The organism is Bradyrhizobium sp. CER78 (assembly GCF_029846235.1).
Classification (GTDB): domain Bacteria; phylum Pseudomonadota; class Alphaproteobacteria; order Rhizobiales; family Xanthobacteraceae; genus Bradyrhizobium.
Genome location: NZ_JARVWP010000013.1, coordinates 20499 through 39073, shown reverse-complemented (window position 1 = coordinate 39073; position 18575 = coordinate 20499). Strand labels below are relative to the sequence as shown.

Here is an 18575-nt window from a genome sequence, read left to right as displayed (position 1 = left end):
CAAGCATGAATGAGGCGGCGCAGCGCGGTTTCACCCTGCTCGAGATGGTGTGCGTGCTCGCCATCATCGCGCTGCTGGCGGCCGTGCTGCTTCCGTTCATTCCGCGCCAGACCTCGCGGTCGCGCCTGCAGGCCTATGCGCTGCAGACCGCGACGCTGCTGAAGGCCGATCGGAACGCCGCCATCGAGCGCAGCATCAGCGTAGCGACGCTGGTCGACGCGCCGAGCCGCGTGATCCATTCGGGGGCATCGCGCATGACGGTGCGGATTCCCGATGACGTGCGGTTCGATGCAGTGTTGCCGCAGAGCTGTCAGCGCCGCGCGGCCCTGTCTACCATCCGCTTCTTCGCCAATGGCGGTTCCTGCGGCGGCTCCATCGCGCTGACGCGGCTCGATGCTGGCTATGAGGTCCGCGTCAACTGGCTCACCGGAAGGGTTGAAATCGTTGCCCGCGACGTCGCCGCCAACTGACCGCGCTGATGCGGGGTTCACCATCATCGAAGTGCTGGTGGCGCTGGCGCTGGTGGCTGTCTCGATCGTTGCGATCGGCGCCGTCATGGGCGTCAAGACGCGCGGCGTCCGGGCCATGGAGCAGCACGTGGCGCTGATGCAGGCGGTGCGCACATTGATGACGGTCGGCATTCCGCCGCGTGCGGAACTGCAGCCGGGTACGTCGACCGGGCAGGCGGAGGGTTATCGCTGGAGCATCGATGTCAGTCCGCTCGGCGGCGACTGGACGGTGCCCGAAGGCAATGTGCCGTGGGCCCCGGAGCTGGTGCGGATTCGCGTCAAGTCTCCAGGCGGGGCGCTGTCCGACATTCGTACCGTGCGCCTGATGCCGAGGTCGGCGCAATGATCGCCCCAAGGACGGCACAGCGAACCCACGAGCGCGGCTTCACGCTGATCGAGATGATCGTTGCGCTCGCGCTGATGGGGCTGTTGCTGTCGGCCCTTGCCGGCATCACGGGGGAATGGCTGCCGAGCTGGAACCGGGGACTCGACCGGATCCAGCGCAGCGAATTGATCGGGATCGCGCTGGAGCGGATCGGCGCCGATCTTGCCGCGGCGGAGTTCGTCGCCGCCAACCGCGACACCCACAAGCCGCTGTTCGACGGATCGGAATTGTCGGTCACGTTCGTGCGGACCTCGGTCGGGCCGAATGCCGGGCCGGGGCTCGACGTGGTGCATCTCGGCGAGGTCAGGGATCGCGGCGAGTTCGTCACGGTTCGCTCGCAGGCGCGCTTCACGCCGCTGGCCGACGGGGTGTCGCTGTCGGAACAGGTGCATCTCGGCAGCCCCGTGGTGCTGCTGCGTGCGCCCTACCGGTTGTCCTTCGCTTATGCCGGTGCAGACCGCGCCTGGAAGAGCGCGTGGAAGGATGCCGACCGGCTGCCGGCGATGATCCGGTTGACCGTTCGTGACGCGGCGAGCCAGCGCGTCCTGTCGGTCTCGACGATCGCGCCGGTCCATGTCCAGATTCCGAGCGACTGCACCAAGCCGGACGGCAATTGCGGCGACAAGGGTGGCGCCAACGTTCCGACCGATCAGGGGAAGACGTGATGGGCCCGCCCGGCAATAGCGGTCGATCGCCGGCCGACCGCGGCTTCGTCATCGTTGCGGTGCTCTGGATCCTGCTGGCGCTGTCGTCGCTGGCGATCATCTTCTCGGCCTATCTTGCCGCATCGGCGCGCGCATTGGCGGCGAGCGACGTATCGTTGCAGACCGAGGCACTGGTCTCGGCCGGGCTCGAGCTCACCGCCTATCAGCTGACGCTGACGGATGAGAAGACGCGGCCGCAATACGGAGCGTTTCATTTCGGGCTGGATGATGCCAGCGTCAACGTAGGCTTCACGTCGGAAGCCGGCCGCGTCGACCTGAACTACGCGTCGAAGGAGATGCTGATCGGCCTCTTCGTTGTGCTCGGCGCGCAGAAGGATGCCGCCAGCGAATATGCCGACCGGATCGTCGGCTGGCGGACCCGGCCTGCGCCGGGCAGCGAGAATGTCGAGGCCGCGCGCTACAACGCGCTGGGCTATTCGCCGCGGCAGGGGCTGTTCACCCATGTCAACGAGCTGGCGCTGGTCGCCGGCATCCCCGAGGCCCTTGTCGATCGGGTGCTGCCGTTCGTGACGGTATTCAACGGCAGTCCGGATGTCGATCCGAAAATCGCCGCGCCGGAAGTCGTGCTGGCGATGGATAAGGTATCGGGCAAAGCACAGGACGGTTTCGGGGCGAGTGCTCTTGGATCGAATGTCCTCGGCTCGAATGCTCCCGGCTCGAATGCTGCCGCGCCGAACGGCCTCTCCGGTGCATCGCAGGCCCCGAACCCGCAAAGTGCGGCTTCGACCGCGCAGAGCCCCTGCTACCGGATCGCGATCTCGATCCGATTTCGCAATGGCCACCGCACCACGTCTGAAGCGGTGATCGCGCTCGGCGACCAGGTCGAGCCTTATCGTGTGTTGTCCTGGCAGAACGACCTTGAACCGAGAAACCCGGTTCTGTTGCGCGGGAGAGGGTGATGGCAATGCTTGCCGAAGCACGGCAATGGTTCGAGCAATGGATCGGCGCGGTCGCAACTGCGGTTGACGGCGTCGCGGGCAAGTTCATGCGCCGGCGCAGCGTCGAGTTCGACGAGAATGGCGATGGCACGTTCACCGCCCGTCTCGCGGTGTCGAAGGATGGCTCGCCCCTGACGCCGGCCTCGTTCCGGCTCGATCACGACGCGCCGCAGCCTCCGCTGCCGGCGGACTGGAGGACGGCCCTCGATGGCAGCCGCATCGAGGTGCGTCTGCGATCGGATCATGTCGTCAGCCGCGTGCTCGATTTCCCGAGCCAGGCAAGCGACTTCCTCGACGGGATGATCCGTGCGCAGGTCGACCGGCTGACGCCATGGACCGCCGCCGATGCAGTCTTCGGCTGGGGCTCGCCGCAGCCGATCTCCAACGACCGCATCGAAGTCGCGTTCAGCGCCACCGCGGCGGCCAAGGTCGATCCGTTGATCCGGATGGCCAGGATGCTCGGCGCCGCCTCCATTGCGGTCACGGCGCCGGCGGTCGGCAGCGACGGTGCCCCGCAGCAGGTGACGCTGCTCGACCGATCGCTGCGCGGCCTTGCCGGACCCGCGGTTCCGCAGCTGCTGCGCATCGCCCTGGCCTCGACCGCCGCCGCGGCCGCGGTCTGCCTGTTGCTCAACATCTATGTCGGCGGATGGCTGCAATCAGAGCAGGAGGATCTGCAACACCGCATCTCGCAGCGCCGTGCCGCGCTGCGTCTCGATGCCAATGGCGATACGTCCGGTCTCGGCCTGCTGGCCAAGCGCAAGCAGACGACGCCGTCCAGCGTCATGGTCCTGGAAGCAATCTCGCGCGTGTTGCCCGACACGACTTATGTGACGGAGCTGCGCATCGAGGGCAACAAGGTGCAAGTGGTGGGGCTGACCCAGGATGCGCCGTCGCTGATCCGGCTGCTGGAGCAGTCGCCGCAATTCACCCGCGCGACGTTCTTCGCGCCGACGACCCGCGCCGCGAATGAATCGGCGGAGCGGTTCCACGTCGAGGCCAATATCTCTGCTTATTTTGGGTCCGGCTCATGAGCGCAGCATCCCGATCGCTGACCGCGGTCAGCACCTCGCCACTGGTCGCGACTGCGAGCTACCTCGGCCTGTTCGTGCTGCTGCTCTTTGTCGTCATCTCCTCGCTCTCGGACATCATCGGCCTGCGCAGCGATGTCGCGGCGTCGGCCGGGATGCTGGAGCAGCTGGAGGGACGATCGAAGGCGAAGACCGCGCCCGGAGAGGCGGCCATGCCGACCGGCTCCGCCCATCTCGAAGGAGCGACCGTCACGGTCGCCGGCGCCACTCTGCTGCAGCGGGTGTCGGGCGCGGTGATCAAGGCCGGCGGCAATGTGCTGTCGACGCAGCTCGACGTGCCCAACGCGCCGGCCAAGGCCGGCTTCATCAGCATGGTCGCGAGCAGCGAGATCGAGCAGGCGCAATTGCAGCAGGTGCTCTACGATCTCGAAGCCGGCATGCCGTTCCTGTTCATCGACCAACTGGTGGTGCAACCGGTCGCCGACGAAGCCGCCAAGGGCGGCGATCCCGGCAAACTGCGCGTGCTGCTCGGCGTCTCCGGACAATGGCGAGGAGCCAAATGATGCGACGCTATGCTGCGATCATTGTGCTGCTCGCGATGTCGGCTCAAGCCGCATCGGCCGCCGTGCCTGACCGGTCCGGCGATGCGCTGGATGCCGGGCTGCTCGACGAAACCCGTCTGGGTGGACCGGTGCTGAGTTCGCCGCCGGCCTCCGAGCCGGTGACGTCGGTCCGCGTGGCCCCTGCGCCGGCGCCGACACCCCGGCCGCTCAGTGCCAATCCGCTGTGGGGCATCCCGCTCACCACACTGTCCAACACCCGCGACCGCCCGGTGTTCTCGCCGTCGCGGCGGCCTCCACCTGTCGTCGTTGCAGAACCGGAGGCCAGCAAGCCGCCGCCACCGCCGCGCAAGGTCGCGACCGAGCCGCCGCCGCTGTCGCTGGTCGGCACGATCTCCGGAGATGATGAAAGCTTCGGGATCTTTCTCGATCAATCGAACAAGACTGCGCTGCGGCTCAAGATCGGCGACGATTTCCAGGGCTGGAAGCTGCTAACCATCAAGGCGCGCGAAGCCACGATGGAGAAAGACGAGCACGCAGCGGTGCTCACATTGCCGCAGCCCGGCGGTGATGAGAGCGGCGAGGCCCGCCTCGTTCCGGTCAGCACCGAGCGGAAGCCATTGGCGGCGCGGATCCAGAGGTGATTGCGCTGCTAGCTCAACGCGAGCCAGCTCTGAAGGGCCGGCGTCAGGAGAAGCCCGAGCGCTAGAAACGGGCCGAACGGAATCGACGTCTGACGCTTCATCTCGTGCCCTGCGAGTTGCAGGCCGCCGGCCACACCAAGTGCCGCGAGCGCCGCGATCAGCAGCAGGGTCGGAATCCCCGACGCGCCGACCCAGATCGCCGCTGCTGCAAGAAACTTGACGTCGCCAAGTCCCATCCCGTCCACGTGCCGTAGCGCAAAGTAAAGCCCCTGCAACAGCCAGAACACGAAGCCGACGAGAGCGGCGATCGCCATCGCACTGAAGGTGGCCGTTGCACCTTCAGTGACAACCACGTTTGCAAGCCCGAGCGCTGCGATCGCAAGATTCAGCCAGTCGGGAATGATGCCGTGACGAAGATCGATCAGCGCAACGCTGCAGCAGAGCACGCAAAGCGTGCCGTAAGATGCAATGAAATAAAGAACTTCGTGGTCGATCTGCATGGTGACGGGACAAGCGTGACGCGTGAACACACTGTGTTGCAACAACTCGCGCGCGTTGAACAGTGCATTTTCACCGATCGGCAGCCGCATGATGCGCTTGCGGGATTGTGATCGTCATCGCCGATGATGAAACAGAAAAGATGCGACAAAAAGTCTGCGCTGTCACAAATCCGCATAGGATACCGACAATAGTTCGCTCCGCTATGTGCCACGAGCCCTTCGCGGCAGATGAGTGGGTTGACTATGTACAAGATGCGAGTGGCGGCGTGCCTGGCTTTGCTGGCAGCGTCGGCAGGCGTGCGCGCCGCGAATGCGGGCGCTCTCGAGGACGGCGCCGAGCGTTATCGGCCGTATCTGATCGAGGGCGTTGGCAGCGCGCTGGCGGGCGCGCGTGCGTTGCGCGAGCGCGCCGCTGCCGCGGATTTGCCCGGTGCAAAGAAGGCCTGGTTGTCGGCGCGCGCCGGCTGGGAGCGCTCGGAAGTGTTTACCGCGGGCTTCGTGCCCGAGCTCGATGCGCAGATCGACGCCTGGCCGAACGCGGACAGCGGGTTTCATGCCATCGAGGCAAAATTGTTCGGCGCTGCCAGCACCGATGTTGCCGCCGATGCGACCGGCCTCGTCGAGCATCTGAATGATCTTCACGGCAAGCTCAAGGACATCAAGCTGACGCCGCAGGGGCTGCTGGACGGCACGGTGCGGCTCGCCTACGAAGTCGGCGAGAGCAAGGCCGATGGCGGCGAGTCGCGCATCAGCGGCACCTCGCTGGATGATATGCGCAACAATATCGCCGGCATCGACTTCGCCTATCGCACGATCTTCTCTGCCGCGCTCAACACGGTGGATGGCAAGCTCGACGAGATGGTGACGAACCGCATCGAGCGGCTGCAGGCGATCGTCGCCACGCCCGACCTGCCTCACGTCAATATCGCCGATCTGCGCCAGACCAGCGAGGAGCTGGTCGTCGCGTTGCAGAGCGCCTCGGCAAAGCTCGGGCTGCAGCGCCCGACCCTGGAGGCGCAGGCGCGATGACATCGCTTCACCGGCGTCTGGCCGCGCTGCTCTCCGGCGTCGTCGCCCTTGCGCTGCTCGGGCGCGCGGCGGCGTTTCCGGTCGACGGCGACAAGACCGTGCTGCCGGTCGCGACCGAGCTGAACGAGGATGCGCTCGACAAGCCGCGCGAGGTGTTCCAGTCGGAGCGGACCGGAGCCAAGTCGTATCTGGTCAACCTCGGCGATCTCGCCTTCAATTCGCCCGGGTTGCTCGGCGAGGTGGCGCGGCAGGCCGGCGTGAGCTGCGGCACCTGCCACGTCAATGGCGCCAACAACGCAAAATTCTTCATGCCAAAGATGTCGAGCCGGCCCGGCACGTTCGACACCACCGGTCCGCTGTTCAATCCGAAGGCCAACAATCTGGCGTTCGATCCGGTGCGGATTCCGAGCCTGCGCGGCGCGCGCTACCTTGCGCCCTACGGCGCCGACGGCCGGTTCGCCTCGCTGCGCGACTTCGTCCACAACGTCATCACCAATGAATTCGCAGGGCCCGAGCCGTCGCCGGCAACGCTCGATGCGATCGTGGCCTATCTTCACGACATCGACTTCCTGCCCAATCCGAGCCTCGGTCCCGCCGGGCGGCTGGCCGGCAAGATCACCGACGCGGAGCGCCGCGGCGAAGCGCTGTTCGCAAAACCGTTCCCGCACGATCCTGCGCTGAGCTGCGCGGGGTGCCACGTCCCGTCGTCCGGCTTTGTCGATCACCGGCAGCACGATGTCGGCTCGGGCGGATTGTTCAAGACGCCGACGCTGCGCAACGCCGACTTCAATGCACCGTACTTCCACGACGGCCGGTTCGATAATTACAACCAGGTGGTCGACTATTTCGACCGGACCTTTCAGCTCGACCTCTCGGCGCAGGACAAGGGCGACCTCGTCGCCTACCTTACGGCCGTCGGCGATGGCGTGCAGCCTTATGAGCGCGACGGCGCCGGTGCGACGCTGAAGGAGATCAATGATTTTTCGACGGTGCTCGCGACCGCGATTCCTGCCGGCGACAAGGACGTTGTCGCGCTGGCGGTCGATACGATCGGCCGCGAGCTGCGCGAATTGACCGAGCAATATCCCGATCGCAAGAACACCAGCGTGTCGGGCGGCGAGCAGCAGCGCGTGCTTGCGCGCAACGGGCTCAAGGAGCTCGTGCTGACGCTGCGGCGGATCGAGATGGCCGTTGCAGCGGGACGCAATGCGGACGCTGCGACCGAGTTCAGGAATTATCGCAACCTGATGGCTGCTGCGGTGCCTGCGCTGTTGGCCAGCGCCGAGCCGTGGTCGCTGTTCAATCAAGGCGTGCATGACCGGCATTACGCTGCACTTCGCGAGGTGATGCGATCCAGGCATGTTTCGCACTGATTGACTTGTATTGTAGTGCAGTCGCGCAACGCGCCGTTGCGTGGATTGCTTCGTCAATTGTCGATCTTCGGTTGAAGAGTCGAATCGTGGAGATGCGTCGCGCGGCGGCAGGTGTCTTCACAGAAAATCTTTGAACGTTTCGAAATTTCTCGCGCGCTTTCACGTAAGCGAAAAGCATGCGTCATACTGTCGCACTAAGCAGGGCGTGTTGCTAACCGCAAACACCCTGAGGTCGACAATGAGTTTGAATTACAAAAAGCACTGGCGAACCAGCACCGCGCTCTGCATCGCGTCATCGGTGCTCGTCGCAACAGCCGCATATGCCGCTCACTATCCGGGCGGTCGCAGTGATTGGGACAAGCGTTCGCATCACAATCACCAGGCGCACGAAGAGGGCGATCGTGCGAAGCATGAGAACCATGGCCATCATGGCGACGGCGATCACGGCGTGAAGACCGCTTCGCCGATCAAGCACGTCATTATCCTGATTGGTGAGAACCGCGGTCTCGATCACACCTTCGGTATCTACAAGCCCAAGGGCAAGGGCCAGACCATCTCCAACCTGTTGTCGAAGGGCATCGTCAACGAGGACGGAACGCCGGGGCCGAACTTCGCGCAGGCGCAGCAGGCCTCGGTCGCCGGCCAACCGCTGTACTACATCGGTGCGCCGGCTATCTCGAAGTCGCCCTACAACGCGACCAACTTGATGCCGCAGCCGAACACCAACGGCACGCCGACGGCGCAGAGCGACACCGCGCCCCCGTTCAAGACGATCACTGAGGCCGGCGTCGAGAAGGACATGGATCCGGCCGATCTCGACATCCTCACCACCGGCTTCAGCGGCCTGCCGACCGGTGTGCTGGATACCCGCGTTCCCGGCGCCGGCGGTCTGAACGGACCGTTCCCGCTGCAGGGTGAGCAGATCAGCGACGACGATTACACGGGCGACTCGACCCATCGCTTCTATCAGGATTGGCAGCAGGAAGACTGCAGCGCCGCCAACGCCACCAAGAAGAACAATTCGGGCTGCCTGAACGACCTGTTCCCGTTCGTGATGGCAACCTATTCGGCGTCGAACAAGAGCATGGCCAACTCGATGGGCTTCTACAACGCCCAGCAGGGTCAGGCCCCGGTCCTGAAGATGCTCGCCGACCGCTTCACCCTGAGCGACAATTTCCACCAGTCGTTCCACGGCGGCACCGGCGCGAACCACTTCATGCTCGGCACCGGCGACGCGGCCTTCTGGAGCGACGGCAAGGGCAACCCGGTGACGCCGCCGGCGAACCTGATCGCCAACCCGAACCCGGTCACGGGCTCGGTCAACCGCTACACCGTCGACGGCAACTGGAGCAACTGCTCGGACGTGTTCCAGCCCGGCGTGAAGCCGATCGTCACCTATCTCAACAATCTGCCGTACGCGGCGGAGCCGAACTGCAAGCCCAACCACTACTACATGCTCAACAACGTCAATCCGGGCTATCTGCCGAACGGCGCGCTGTCGGGCGGCAACAACGTTCCGCCGTCGTCGGTTCGCACGATCGGCGATGCGCTGATGGAGAAGAACATCTCCTGGGCGTTCTACGGTGGCGCGTTCAACGACGCCGTGGCGCTCGCCAATGCCGCGGTTGCTGCCAATCCGTCGAACCCCAACCTCAGCGCCGCTGCGCTCGCCGATCCGGCGCACGCTCTCGGTGTTGCCTACTGCCAGATCTGCAATCCGTTCCAGTATGCGACCTCGATCATGGCCAACCCGGCCGTGCGTCAGGCTCACATGAAGGACACTGCCGATCTGATCACGGCGATCCAGAACAACACGCTGCCCGCGGTGTCGTTCGGCAAGCCGGACGGTCTACTCGACGGTCACCCGCAGAGCTCGAAGGTTGACCTGTTCGAGGCCTATGTCCTGAACGTGCTCAACGCGCTGGAGAACAATCCGGAGCTGAAGGCTGACACCGCGGTCTTCATCACCTGGGACGAGGCCGGCGGCTACTGGGACTCCGGTTACCAGCAGTCGATCGACTTCTTCGGCGACGGACCGCGCATTCCGACCCTGATCCTCTCGCCCTATTCGACGGGCGGCAAGGTCAACCACAACTACGCCGACCACGTTTCGCTGCTGAAGTTCATCGAACGCAACTGGGGCCTCCAGCCGCTCACGAACCGCAGCCGCGACAACCTGCCGAACCCGAGCTACTCGAAGAACAACGAGTACGTCCCGACCAACAGCCCGGCGCTGTCTGACCTGTTCGACGCGTTCGACTTCAGCAAGCCGGTCAATTTGTCCTACACCGAGTGATCGAGCTCTCGTCCAGGACGAGGTCTTGAATCCATCCAAGGCCGGCGCCGATCGAACCGTTGGTTCGGTCGGCGCCGTCACGTTTTGCCTGCCCATCAGCCCAACGACCGGGGATATGCGATGACGCGCGACGAAAAGACATGCAAGGGACGCACGCGCGCGGTGGCCTGCCTGCTCGCCGTCGCAATCCTGGCTGATGCGTCGATGCCGGCCACGGCGCAACAGTTTTCCGCCGACCTCGTCGCGCGGAAGGACGATACGGCAACGGTCATGGGAACGCTGCGGGTCTCGGGCCGAAAAGCGCGCATCGAGACCACCGCGCTGCCCGACGGCTTCTTCCTGCTCGATGCGGCCAGACCCGCCGCCTATTTCGTCCGGCCGGCCGCACACGTCTACATGAATGCGATGCAATCGAGCCCGCTCACCCAGCTGTTCGTGCCGGTCGATCCCGACGATCCGTGCCGGCAATGGCTGTCGATGGCGCAGCTATCCGCGCCGGTCGATCTCGCGACCTGGCGCTGCCAGCACGATGGACAGGAAGCAATCGCGGGACGCAGCACCGAAATCTATCGAATCACCGGACCGTCCGGTTTGAGCTTTACCGGCTGGATCGACCGCGCGCGCAGCTTTCCGGTGCAGATCAAGACCGTGGACGGGACGGTGATATCAGCCGATCACATCCGGGACGAGCCTCAGCCGGCGCAAAGCTTCGAAATCCCCGCAGGTCTGCGCAAGTTCGATCCGCAAGCGCTGATCCGCCGGATCCAGCAGAGCGACGTGTGGGTCGAGCCGCCGGCCTCGCAGTGATGGCCGTGCGCTACTGCGATTGCCCGCTCGTGACCGGCAGCATCCGGCCGAGCGCCGTGTAGTGGGCTTGATGCACATTGCTATTGAACAGCGACCACGGCTCGGCCTTCTTTAGCGCAACGGGAACGTCGAAATTCACCAGCTGGGCGAATTTGCGATATTCCGTCATCGCTTCGTCGATATGACCGGCCGCGACTTCGAGGTCGATGCGGCGCAGCGTGAGGACGAGGTCCTTGAGGATCGCGCGTGCCGCCAGCCGCTCGTCCTTGCCGCCGATCGAGGTGTTCCTGATGTCGGGGATGTGCTCGGTCAGCTCGCGCAGCTCGGCGCCGACCCCGGTCACGGCCAGCGACACCACTGCGGTATCGGCGGCCGGGATCGCGGTCTCGAGCACGCTCGACAACTCCAGCACTTCCTTCATCCGGAGCACGACGCCGTCCTTGTCGAACGGACGTTCGCCGTCGCCGACCGCATTCAGATAGGCGACGAGGTCCTGCACGTCCTGGCTCGACAATTCGAGGTCGAACACACGGTCGAAATGCTCGACCACCTGCTCATACGTGTCGTAGCGGCCGTCGTGGAAGTACGGCGCATTGAAATTAGCGTTCAGCAGGGTCGGGGTCTTCACCAGCCCGCCCGATCCGACGTCGTGACGCACCTGGTCGTTGAAGGTTCCGGCCGGAAGATGGCACCCGGCACAGCTCAACTCGGCCTGCTTCGGGAATGGCTTGAAGAACAGCGCCTCGCCACGACGCTCGGCCACGCTCGCCTGCGCGCCAAGCCTGCCGCCGGGCGCAATCTTCGGATTGGGGAGGAAGTCGATGTCGTTGATATAGGCGACGAGGCCGTCCAGAACCTCGTCGCTTGGCCGCGGCCCGGAAAACTCGTTGACGATGACATTATAGACGAACTCACGCAGCGAGGTGATGCGCCCGTCATGGCCGTAGGGTGCGAGGAAGCGGGCACCTCGCAGGCTCGGGATCCTGACCGGATCGAGGATGCTGTTGAACGTCTTCGCGTTGAAGACGAGGCTCGTGGTGTCGAAGGTGCCGGGGCGGGAGGATACGCCTGGAACGAACAGTTTCGGGTTCGATGCGCCGTTGACGTGGCAGGTACCGCAGCTCATCTCGGCCTGGCGGGCCTTGCCGCCGAGGATGGAAGGGGAGTTGAAAGCGAGATCGCCGAGATTGACCAGATAGGACTTCCGCCCGCCCATCGCCTCGGAATGAAAGAGCTCGCGCGGCCGCGCCAGCGCGTCCTCGGATAATTCAGTGCCGGCCGGCAGCACGGTCTGATCGCCGCCGAGCGGAAACGCCAACGCTTGCAATGGCAGCAAGGCAACCACGAGCGCCAGCAATGCGGTCCGTGCCGGTGTGACGCCGCCGCGAACGGCAGATGCCGCACGACATTTTCCGGAGCCGGACGCCAGAATATCCCAAGCCATTGCGAGAAAACGCCCCTTGTCACAATGCATATGCGCCGCCGTAGGTCGGAAGATGTCACGGAGGTGACAGTTTCCTGTCGGCAGGATCAATGACCATCTGTTTGGATAGACGACTGTTGATTGCGGTTTGATGACGATCGATCAACGAGCCGCAGGCTGGGCTGTCTGTGACAGAAAGAAAAATTATCGGCGTGTGCGGGTCTTTTCACGCGTTTGTGCGCGCGTCGAAAAACAGTCATCCCAGCGAAATGTGTTTTGCATAGCGTGTAACTCCATTTCTATTTCTTTCTGAAATCAGGAGAGCACTATGCGGCTTTGGGGAGCCATTCCGGCGCTCGCAGTTGTTGCTGGCGCCGTTGCCATCTCACCGATGGCAAACGCCGAGAATTTGGTCGAAAAGATCGTTGATGAGTTCAAGCACGAGGTGCGGGACGAGCTGCGTGAGCTGCGCGACCGTGGCCATGAAGGCGTGCATCAGTACAAGCACATCGTCGTCATCTATCAGGAAAACCACAGCTTCGATAACCTCTACGGGCATTGGGGCGATGTCGGCCGTGACCACATCAATGGCACCTCCGATGCCGATCAGGCCCATACGCTACAGGTTCGGCAGGACAACCAGACCGTCTATGCCTGCCTGTTGCAGAATGACGTCAACCTGACCTCGCCGTCGCCGCAGCCGACGACCTGCACCGACAATACGGGCTCGGTCGCGATCCTGAGCGCGTTCAAGAACAAGCCGTTCGAGATCAACGACTTCATCCCGACCTCGGCGACCACCTGTCCGAAGCCGCTCGGCACCTTCGCACCGCACGGCTTCCTCAATGGCACCGGCGCGCCCGGCGGCTGCACCGAGGACATCGTGCATCGCTTCTACAGCGAGCAGTATCAGCTCAACGGTGGCCGGCAGAACCGCTACATGACCGGCAGCGACGCTGCGGGCCTGGTGATGGGCTACTACGACACCAAGAAGCTGCCGATCTACGGCTATCTGCATAGCCACGGCGCGCCGAACTACGTCATCGCCGACAGCTTTTTCCAGGGCGCGTTCGGCGGTTCGTTCCTCAACCACCAGTTCCTGGTCGCGGCGGCGGCGCCGCAGTTCGTCGGCGCCTTGAACGACGGCAGCGCCAATGACTTCCACTCGATCGTCGACGCCAACGGCATGCCGACCAGCACGCCGCTCTATGCGCCGGTCTCGACCGTGAAGGACGCTCAGCTGACGGCGAAGTGCAACCAGACCGGCCTGCCGGCCGGCCTCGCCTGCGGCGATTACGCGGTCAACACCACGCAGCCGACCTATCAGCCCTATTCTCCGGGCACCCCGGACATCAAGCGCCTGCCGCCGCTGCACACGCCGAACATCGGCGATCGGCTGTCGGCCAAGCATGTTGACTGGGCCTGGTATTCGGGCGGCTGGTCGAACGCCAACGGTGACGTCGGCGCTTCCGGCTGGACCAACGGCAACGGCACGACCTGCACCGATCCGAACCATAACTCCAATGCGGTGTTCCCGAACTGCCCCGACGTGGACTTCCAGTTCCACCATCAGGCGCTCAACTACTTCGCCAATTACGCGCCGGGAACGCAGGCCCGCAGGGATCACCTGAAGGACGAGGCGGAGTTCATCCAGGCGGCCAAGAACGGCCGGCTCAAGCAGGTCAGCTTCATCAAGCCGATCGGCGAGGAGAACGAGCATCCGGGCTACACCAGCGAGTCCGAAGGCAGCCAGCATCTCGTCGATCTCGTCAAGGCGATCGTCGAAGGGCCGGATGGCAAGGACACGCTGATCGTCATCACCTATGACGAGTTCGGTGGCCAGTGGGACCACGTCCCGCCGCCGCCGTTCAACCGTCATGGTGCCGAGGCCAAGGCTGCGGACCAGTGGGGCCCGGGTACCCGCATTCCGGCGCTGCTGATCGCCAAGCGCTTCAACAAGTCGGGCGTCGCGCATGAGGACTTCGACACCACGTCGATCCTCAGGATGCTCGAGAAGCGCTTCGACCTCGATCCGCTGGTGACGCGCCCGGTGCGCAGCCTCTCGGCGGCGCTGAAGGCCGGCGAAGGCTGGCACTGATACGAGAGATCATCCTGGCCCGCGCCAATAGCTGACGCGGGCCAGGACTTTCACCAGGCTTCAGGGCCCTTACAGGATCAGATCATGCTGCATATGCGTGACTTGATCTGAAATGACGCTGCCGGCCATTGCCGCAATTTCCGGACTGGGCGCTAATATCGGCGCAGGCGCCCCGGTCGTGGCGCCCTGAATATCGACCTGAAGGCCGGTCGTGGCCGAATGGCCGTCCTTGTCAACGGCGGACACATCGAACAGAAGATCCGTGCTCGGAAGACTCGTCTTCTCGTCGTACGTGATGTTGTTGACCGTGAAGGTGGGGTGGCCGGCTTCCGCTCGATCATAGTCGATCTGGACCTGATTGAACGCCTTTCCGACGTAGAGCGTGTATGTCTGCGTCGTGTTGTCGAAGGTGTAGGTATTGATCAACGACGTGTTCGACGTTTCCTGTACCACGATGCCGGCGCAGCCGCTGGATGGTTTGGGAACACAGATGCTGAAGTCGTGAACGCAGGTGCTGCCATCGAGTACCTTGAAGGTCAGGGTAGCAGTGCCGCAATCCTGCCAGTGTGCGAGAGTGAAATCGACCTGCGACTGTTTCTCGGTGAATGCGAGATTCAACTGCTCGGAGGGGCCGATTTGCTGGCCATCATCGCCGACCGAGATGCCATCGCTCGATGCCATGACATCGAGGGGATGACCGGCGCAGTCAGAGCCTGTGACAACGAGTTGTGCGTCCGGAGCCGTGAGTTGCGGCGAGCCGCCGTTCGAGGCCCCGAAATCGGAGCCGGTCACGGTGACGTCCTTCAACTGCTCGACCTTCTCGAAATCAAAGCAGTAGGTGCCGTCCGGATTGATCAGGAGTGCAAAGAGGGGATCGCACAGCGCACCGCCTGAATCCGTACGGTAGGCATCCAGTTCGACGCCGCCACCAGCCGGATGGGTCGAATAGTAGAAAGTGTAGTCATCGCCGTGTCCGGTGACATGCACCGAGGTGACACCGTCGCCGAGGCTTGAGGTCGCCAGGTCATATCCCGTGCTGCCGACCTCGCCGTCGTGGATGGCGACGTGCATTGCGGCCTCACCATCCGCGCCGAAATTGACATCGTAGGTGCCGGCCGCGGCCTGATTGTCGTGAGCGGCGATGACGGTGACCGGGAAGCCACCAATTGTCGGACTGTCTTCCGCAATCGACAGCTGCTTACCGAGATCAATACTCGCGCTCTGGAAGTCGCCGTCCTTGTCCGTGATCGTTGCAGTCAGGTCTATAATGCCGGCCGCAAGCGACACGCCTGCGGCGTCGTCGGGACTGGTGCAAAACGGCTCCTCCACCGCCCGATACTCGGTGAAGGTCACAAGCCCCGTAGCCGGATCGAGCGCGATGGTGAACGCCAGTGTGCCGTTGGTGTTGCCGACATGACCTTCGATGGTGTTGCCGTTTAGAACCAGCACGTCGGCGCAGCCGGTGTGCGAGTCGATCAGGCCCGACGGGGTGCCGTTGCCGCCGGCGATCGTCAACGCGTAGCAGATGGTCGCGCCGTCGGCGCCTTGAACCGAGGTGAACGCCGTCGAGAAATCGGCCGACGTCGTCGTCAGCGCTGCATTCGGCGCCGAGCCCGCGATGTGATCGTCCAGCGCCGTTGCCGTCAGATGCGACTCGCTCAACAACAGCGATGGCGCGGTCCCGCTCGTCTTGATGCTGGGACCGTCGTCGGTGATGGTCAGCTGCTTGCCAAGGTCGAGGCTCGCGCTCTGGAAGTCACCGTCGTTGTCCGTAATCGTCGCAGTCAGGCCCACGATGCCGGTCGCAAGCGACACGCCTTCGCCGCTGTCCGGGCTCGTGCCAAACGGCTGCTTCACTGCCCGATACTCGGTGAAAGTCACAAGCCCCGTGGCCGGATCGAGCGAGATGGTGAACGCCAGCGTGCCGTTCGTCGTGCCGACATGACCCTCGATGGTGTTGCCGTTCAGAACCAGCACGTCGGCGCAGCCGGTGTGCGAGTCGATCAGGCCCGACGCGGTGCCGTTGCCGCCGGTGATCGTCAGCGCATAGCGGATGGTCGCGCCATCAGCGCCTTGAACCGAGGTGAACGCCGTCGAGAAGTCGGCGGCTGTCGTGGTCAGCGCCGTGTCCGGCGCCGAGCCCGCGATGTGGTCGTCGAGTGTCGTCGCGGTCAGATGCTTCTCGCTCAATGTCAACGATGGCGTTATGCCGCTCGCCTTGATGCTCGGACCGTCGTCCGTGATCGTGAGCTGCTTGCCAAGATCAATGCTCGCGCTCCGGAAGTCTGCGTCCCTGTCCGTGATCGTCGCCACCAGGCTTACAAGGCCGGCGTTCAACGCCACAGGCTCCCCGCTGTCCGGATTGGTGCCGAGCGGGTTCTTCACCGCGCGGTACTCGGTGAAGGTCACTCGTCCGGTGACCGGATCGAGCGCGATGGTGAACGCCAGCGTGCCGGTGGCCGTACCGACATGGCCTTCGATGCTGTTGCCATTCAGAACCAATATGTCGGCGAGGCCGGTGTGGGAGTCGATCAGGCCCGACGCGGTACCGCTGCCGCCCGCGATCGTCAGCGCGTAGCTGATCGTCGCACCATCCGCGCCTTGGACCGAGTTGAATGCCGTCGAGAAGTCGGCGGAGGTCGTCGTCAGCGCTGCATCGGGTGCAGAGCCGGCGATGTTGTCGTCCAGCAGCGTCGCCGTCAGATGCGCCTCAGCCAGCGTCAGCGAGGGAGATGTTCCGTTTGTGCTGATGCTTGGGTCATCTTCGATGAAGGTCAACCTGCTGCCGAGATCGAGGGTCACATCCTGGGATAAGCCGTCCTTCACCACGGTCGCAATCAGGGTTACGATCCCGGTCGCCAGTGACACGGCTTCGTTGTCGTCGGTGTTGGTGCCAGGAGGCGCCATCGCCGACCGGTACTCGGTGAAGATCACGTACCCCGTGACTGGATCGAGCGTGATGGTGAATGCCAGCGTGCCGTCAGCCGCGCCGACGTGGCCTTCAACGGTGTTGCTGTTCAGAACCAGCACGTCGGCGAGGCCGGTGTGCGAGTCGATCACCCCCGACGCCATGCTGTTGCCGCCGGTGATTGTCAGTGCGTAGCTGACTGTCGCGCCCGCTGCGTCCTGCGGGTTGGCGAATTTTACCGAGAAGTCCCCTGATACGGTCGTCAGCGCGACATTCGGCGCGGAGCCCGCGATGTTGTCGTCCAGCGCCGTCGCCGTCAGATGCGTCGCGCTCAATGTCAGTGACGGCGCCGCTCCGAAGGTCAGCTTGGGCGGCGTCGGTGGCGGCTTGAAAGTGATGATGAACTGGGGGATGACCGTCGGCAGCGGTCCGAGCTGGTATGGCGTCTGCGCAGGGTCAGGCTCGGTAAAGTTGATCGGTTGCAGCAGCGGCGAGCCTTGGTAGGTAGGCGTGCTGGAGCCTTTTGATCCCGATCCCCTCTCCAGATTGGCGAGCGTCTCCTGTTGCGCGTCGCGCAATTCCTCCATGTGAGCAGGGCTGTTCGTGAGATGGTTCACGCTGACCGAAGACCCTCGCTTGGTCAGGATGATCGTCTCCCCGGGATCGTCGACGATGATGTGCCGTGGGATCGCCTCCTTGGTCACCAACTCGAACACGCCGTGGTGGAGGTCCTTGTAGGTGATGGTATCGTCGTCCAGCAGTGTGACGTTCGGCTCCGCAGCCCGCGCGCTCTCCAGCAGCGAGTAGGTCAGCGCGGCGAACGACAGCAAGCCGAGGCCGCTGGTCCTGACGGTGCCAACGGGCGTGTCCGCGGTCAGGACGTCCGACCCGGCCAGCCGGCTGCCGATCAGGCGGAAGATGCTTCTGGCTTTCGCGAACAGTCCCGGCCGCAAGCTGCTGATCGAATTCTGGGTCAGATCGCCCAATGCCAGCCGGGTGCCTGCCGGCAGGTGGAGCATTGCACCGTCGATCAAGCGGATGTCGACCCGTCCGCCGGCCGCGACCTCGATGACGTCACCCTGGCAAACCGGATCGCCGGCCACGACTGAAAGGGCGATGTCGCGCGCACGCATAATGGTGCCGCAACCGATCACCGTATCAACAACGCCAATCACCCGGGGCAGCCGGCCTAAATCGGCCGACCCCGCGCCCCCGAACGCTACGCCGGACGCGACTAACATTGACTTTTCGCCTGCTGAACGGCTCAGGCGGTAGGTGCTGCCGTAGTTTTCTTGGTCTGGCTTGCGCGCTGTACGCGGTGAAAAGACCCCGCACCCGCAGCCATAGGC

Annotated in this window: 15 protein-coding genes; 12 read left to right on the top strand and 3 right to left on the bottom strand. The window is 64.1% G+C overall.

Annotated features, from left to right (window positions below; genetic code table 11):
* Positions 1-5 precede the first annotated feature (5 nt).
* The 7 genes from QDT69_RS25495 to QDT69_RS25465 are packed head-to-tail and all read left to right on the top strand — an operon-like array spanning position 6 to position 4792.
* Positions 6-470 carry a type II secretion system protein gene (locus tag QDT69_RS25495; RefSeq protein WP_279709393.1) on the top strand — a complete coding sequence of 155 codons (465 nt, stop codon included), beginning with the start codon at positions 6-8 and terminating at the stop codon, positions 468-470.
* On the top strand, positions 445-855 hold the full coding sequence (locus QDT69_RS25490) for a prepilin-type N-terminal cleavage/methylation domain-containing protein (RefSeq protein ID WP_279709233.1): 411 nt from the start codon (positions 445-447) through the stop codon (positions 853-855). Before QDT69_RS25495 ends, QDT69_RS25490 begins: the two co-directional genes overlap by 26 nt.
* The gene (locus QDT69_RS25485) at positions 852-1559 is read left to right on the top strand and encodes a type II secretion system protein (protein WP_279709232.1); all 708 of its coding nucleotides are present in this window, start codon (positions 852-854) and stop codon (positions 1557-1559) included. Before QDT69_RS25490 ends, QDT69_RS25485 begins: the two co-directional genes overlap by 4 nt.
* Positions 1559-2518, top strand: a complete 960-nt coding sequence (locus QDT69_RS25480) for a type II secretion system protein GspK (protein ID WP_279709231.1) — start codon at positions 1559-1561, stop codon at positions 2516-2518. Before QDT69_RS25485 ends, QDT69_RS25480 begins: the two co-directional genes overlap by 1 nt.
* A complete protein-coding gene (locus QDT69_RS25475; RefSeq protein WP_279709230.1) occupies positions 2518-3591 on the top strand; it encodes a PilN domain-containing protein in 1074 nt (357 codons plus the stop codon). The genes QDT69_RS25480 and QDT69_RS25475 overlap by 1 nt, the downstream gene beginning before the upstream one ends.
* Complete coding sequence (gene gspM, locus QDT69_RS25470) at positions 3588-4151, top strand: type II secretion system protein GspM (RefSeq protein ID WP_279709229.1); 564 nt, start codon at positions 3588-3590, stop codon at positions 4149-4151. The genes QDT69_RS25475 and gspM overlap by 4 nt, the downstream gene beginning before the upstream one ends.
* On the top strand, positions 4151-4792 hold the full coding sequence (locus tag QDT69_RS25465; RefSeq protein WP_279709228.1) for a hypothetical protein: 642 nt from the start codon (positions 4151-4153) through the stop codon (positions 4790-4792). Before gspM ends, QDT69_RS25465 begins: the two co-directional genes overlap by 1 nt.
* Before the next feature lie 8 nt (positions 4793-4800).
* On the opposite strand, the gene QDT69_RS25460 is transcribed toward QDT69_RS25465, so the two are convergent.
* The gene (locus QDT69_RS25460; protein ID WP_279709227.1) at positions 4801-5382 is read right to left on the bottom strand and encodes an A24 family peptidase; all 582 of its coding nucleotides are present in this window, start codon (positions 5380-5382) and stop codon (positions 4801-4803) included.
* A gap of 153 nt (positions 5383-5535) precedes the next feature.
* Between QDT69_RS25460 and QDT69_RS25455 the strand changes: the two genes are divergently transcribed.
* The 4 genes from QDT69_RS25455 to QDT69_RS25440 all read left to right on the top strand — a co-directional run bounded on the left by QDT69_RS25455 (position 5536) and on the right by QDT69_RS25440 (position 10797).
* Positions 5536-6321 (top strand): EfeM/EfeO family lipoprotein, encoded by a 786-nt coding sequence (locus tag QDT69_RS25455; RefSeq protein ID WP_279709226.1) that lies wholly within the window; start codon positions 5536-5538, stop codon positions 6319-6321.
* The gene (locus tag QDT69_RS25450) at positions 6318-7694 is read left to right on the top strand and encodes a cytochrome c peroxidase (protein WP_279709225.1); all 1377 of its coding nucleotides are present in this window, start codon (positions 6318-6320) and stop codon (positions 7692-7694) included. Before QDT69_RS25455 ends, QDT69_RS25450 begins: the two co-directional genes overlap by 4 nt.
* Positions 7695-7932: 238 nt before the next feature.
* A complete protein-coding gene (locus QDT69_RS25445) occupies positions 7933-9990 on the top strand; it encodes an alkaline phosphatase family protein (RefSeq protein ID WP_279709224.1) in 2058 nt (685 codons plus the stop codon).
* Positions 9991-10110: 120 nt separating this feature from the next.
* Entirely contained in the window at positions 10111-10797 is a 687-nt protein-coding gene (locus tag QDT69_RS25440; protein WP_279709223.1) for a hypothetical protein, read from the top strand.
* 10 nt (positions 10798-10807) lie between these two features.
* On the opposite strand, the gene QDT69_RS25435 is transcribed toward QDT69_RS25440, so the two are convergent.
* Positions 10808-12241: a cytochrome c peroxidase gene (locus QDT69_RS25435; RefSeq protein WP_279709222.1), complete on the bottom strand. Its 1434-nt coding sequence runs from the start codon at positions 12239-12241 to the stop codon at positions 10808-10810.
* Positions 12242-12548: 307 nt separating this feature from the next.
* On the opposite strand from QDT69_RS25435, the gene QDT69_RS25430 reads away from it, so the two are divergent.
* Positions 12549-14318 (top strand): alkaline phosphatase family protein, encoded by a 1770-nt coding sequence (locus QDT69_RS25430; RefSeq protein WP_279709221.1) that lies wholly within the window; start codon positions 12549-12551, stop codon positions 14316-14318.
* 69 nt (positions 14319-14387) lie between these two features.
* Here QDT69_RS25430 and QDT69_RS25425 read toward each other — a convergent pair whose 3' ends face one another.
* The gene (locus QDT69_RS25425; protein WP_279709220.1) at positions 14388-18467 is read right to left on the bottom strand and encodes a DUF5801 repeats-in-toxin domain-containing protein; all 4080 of its coding nucleotides are present in this window, start codon (positions 18465-18467) and stop codon (positions 14388-14390) included.
* Positions 18468-18575: the final 108 nt, after the last annotated feature.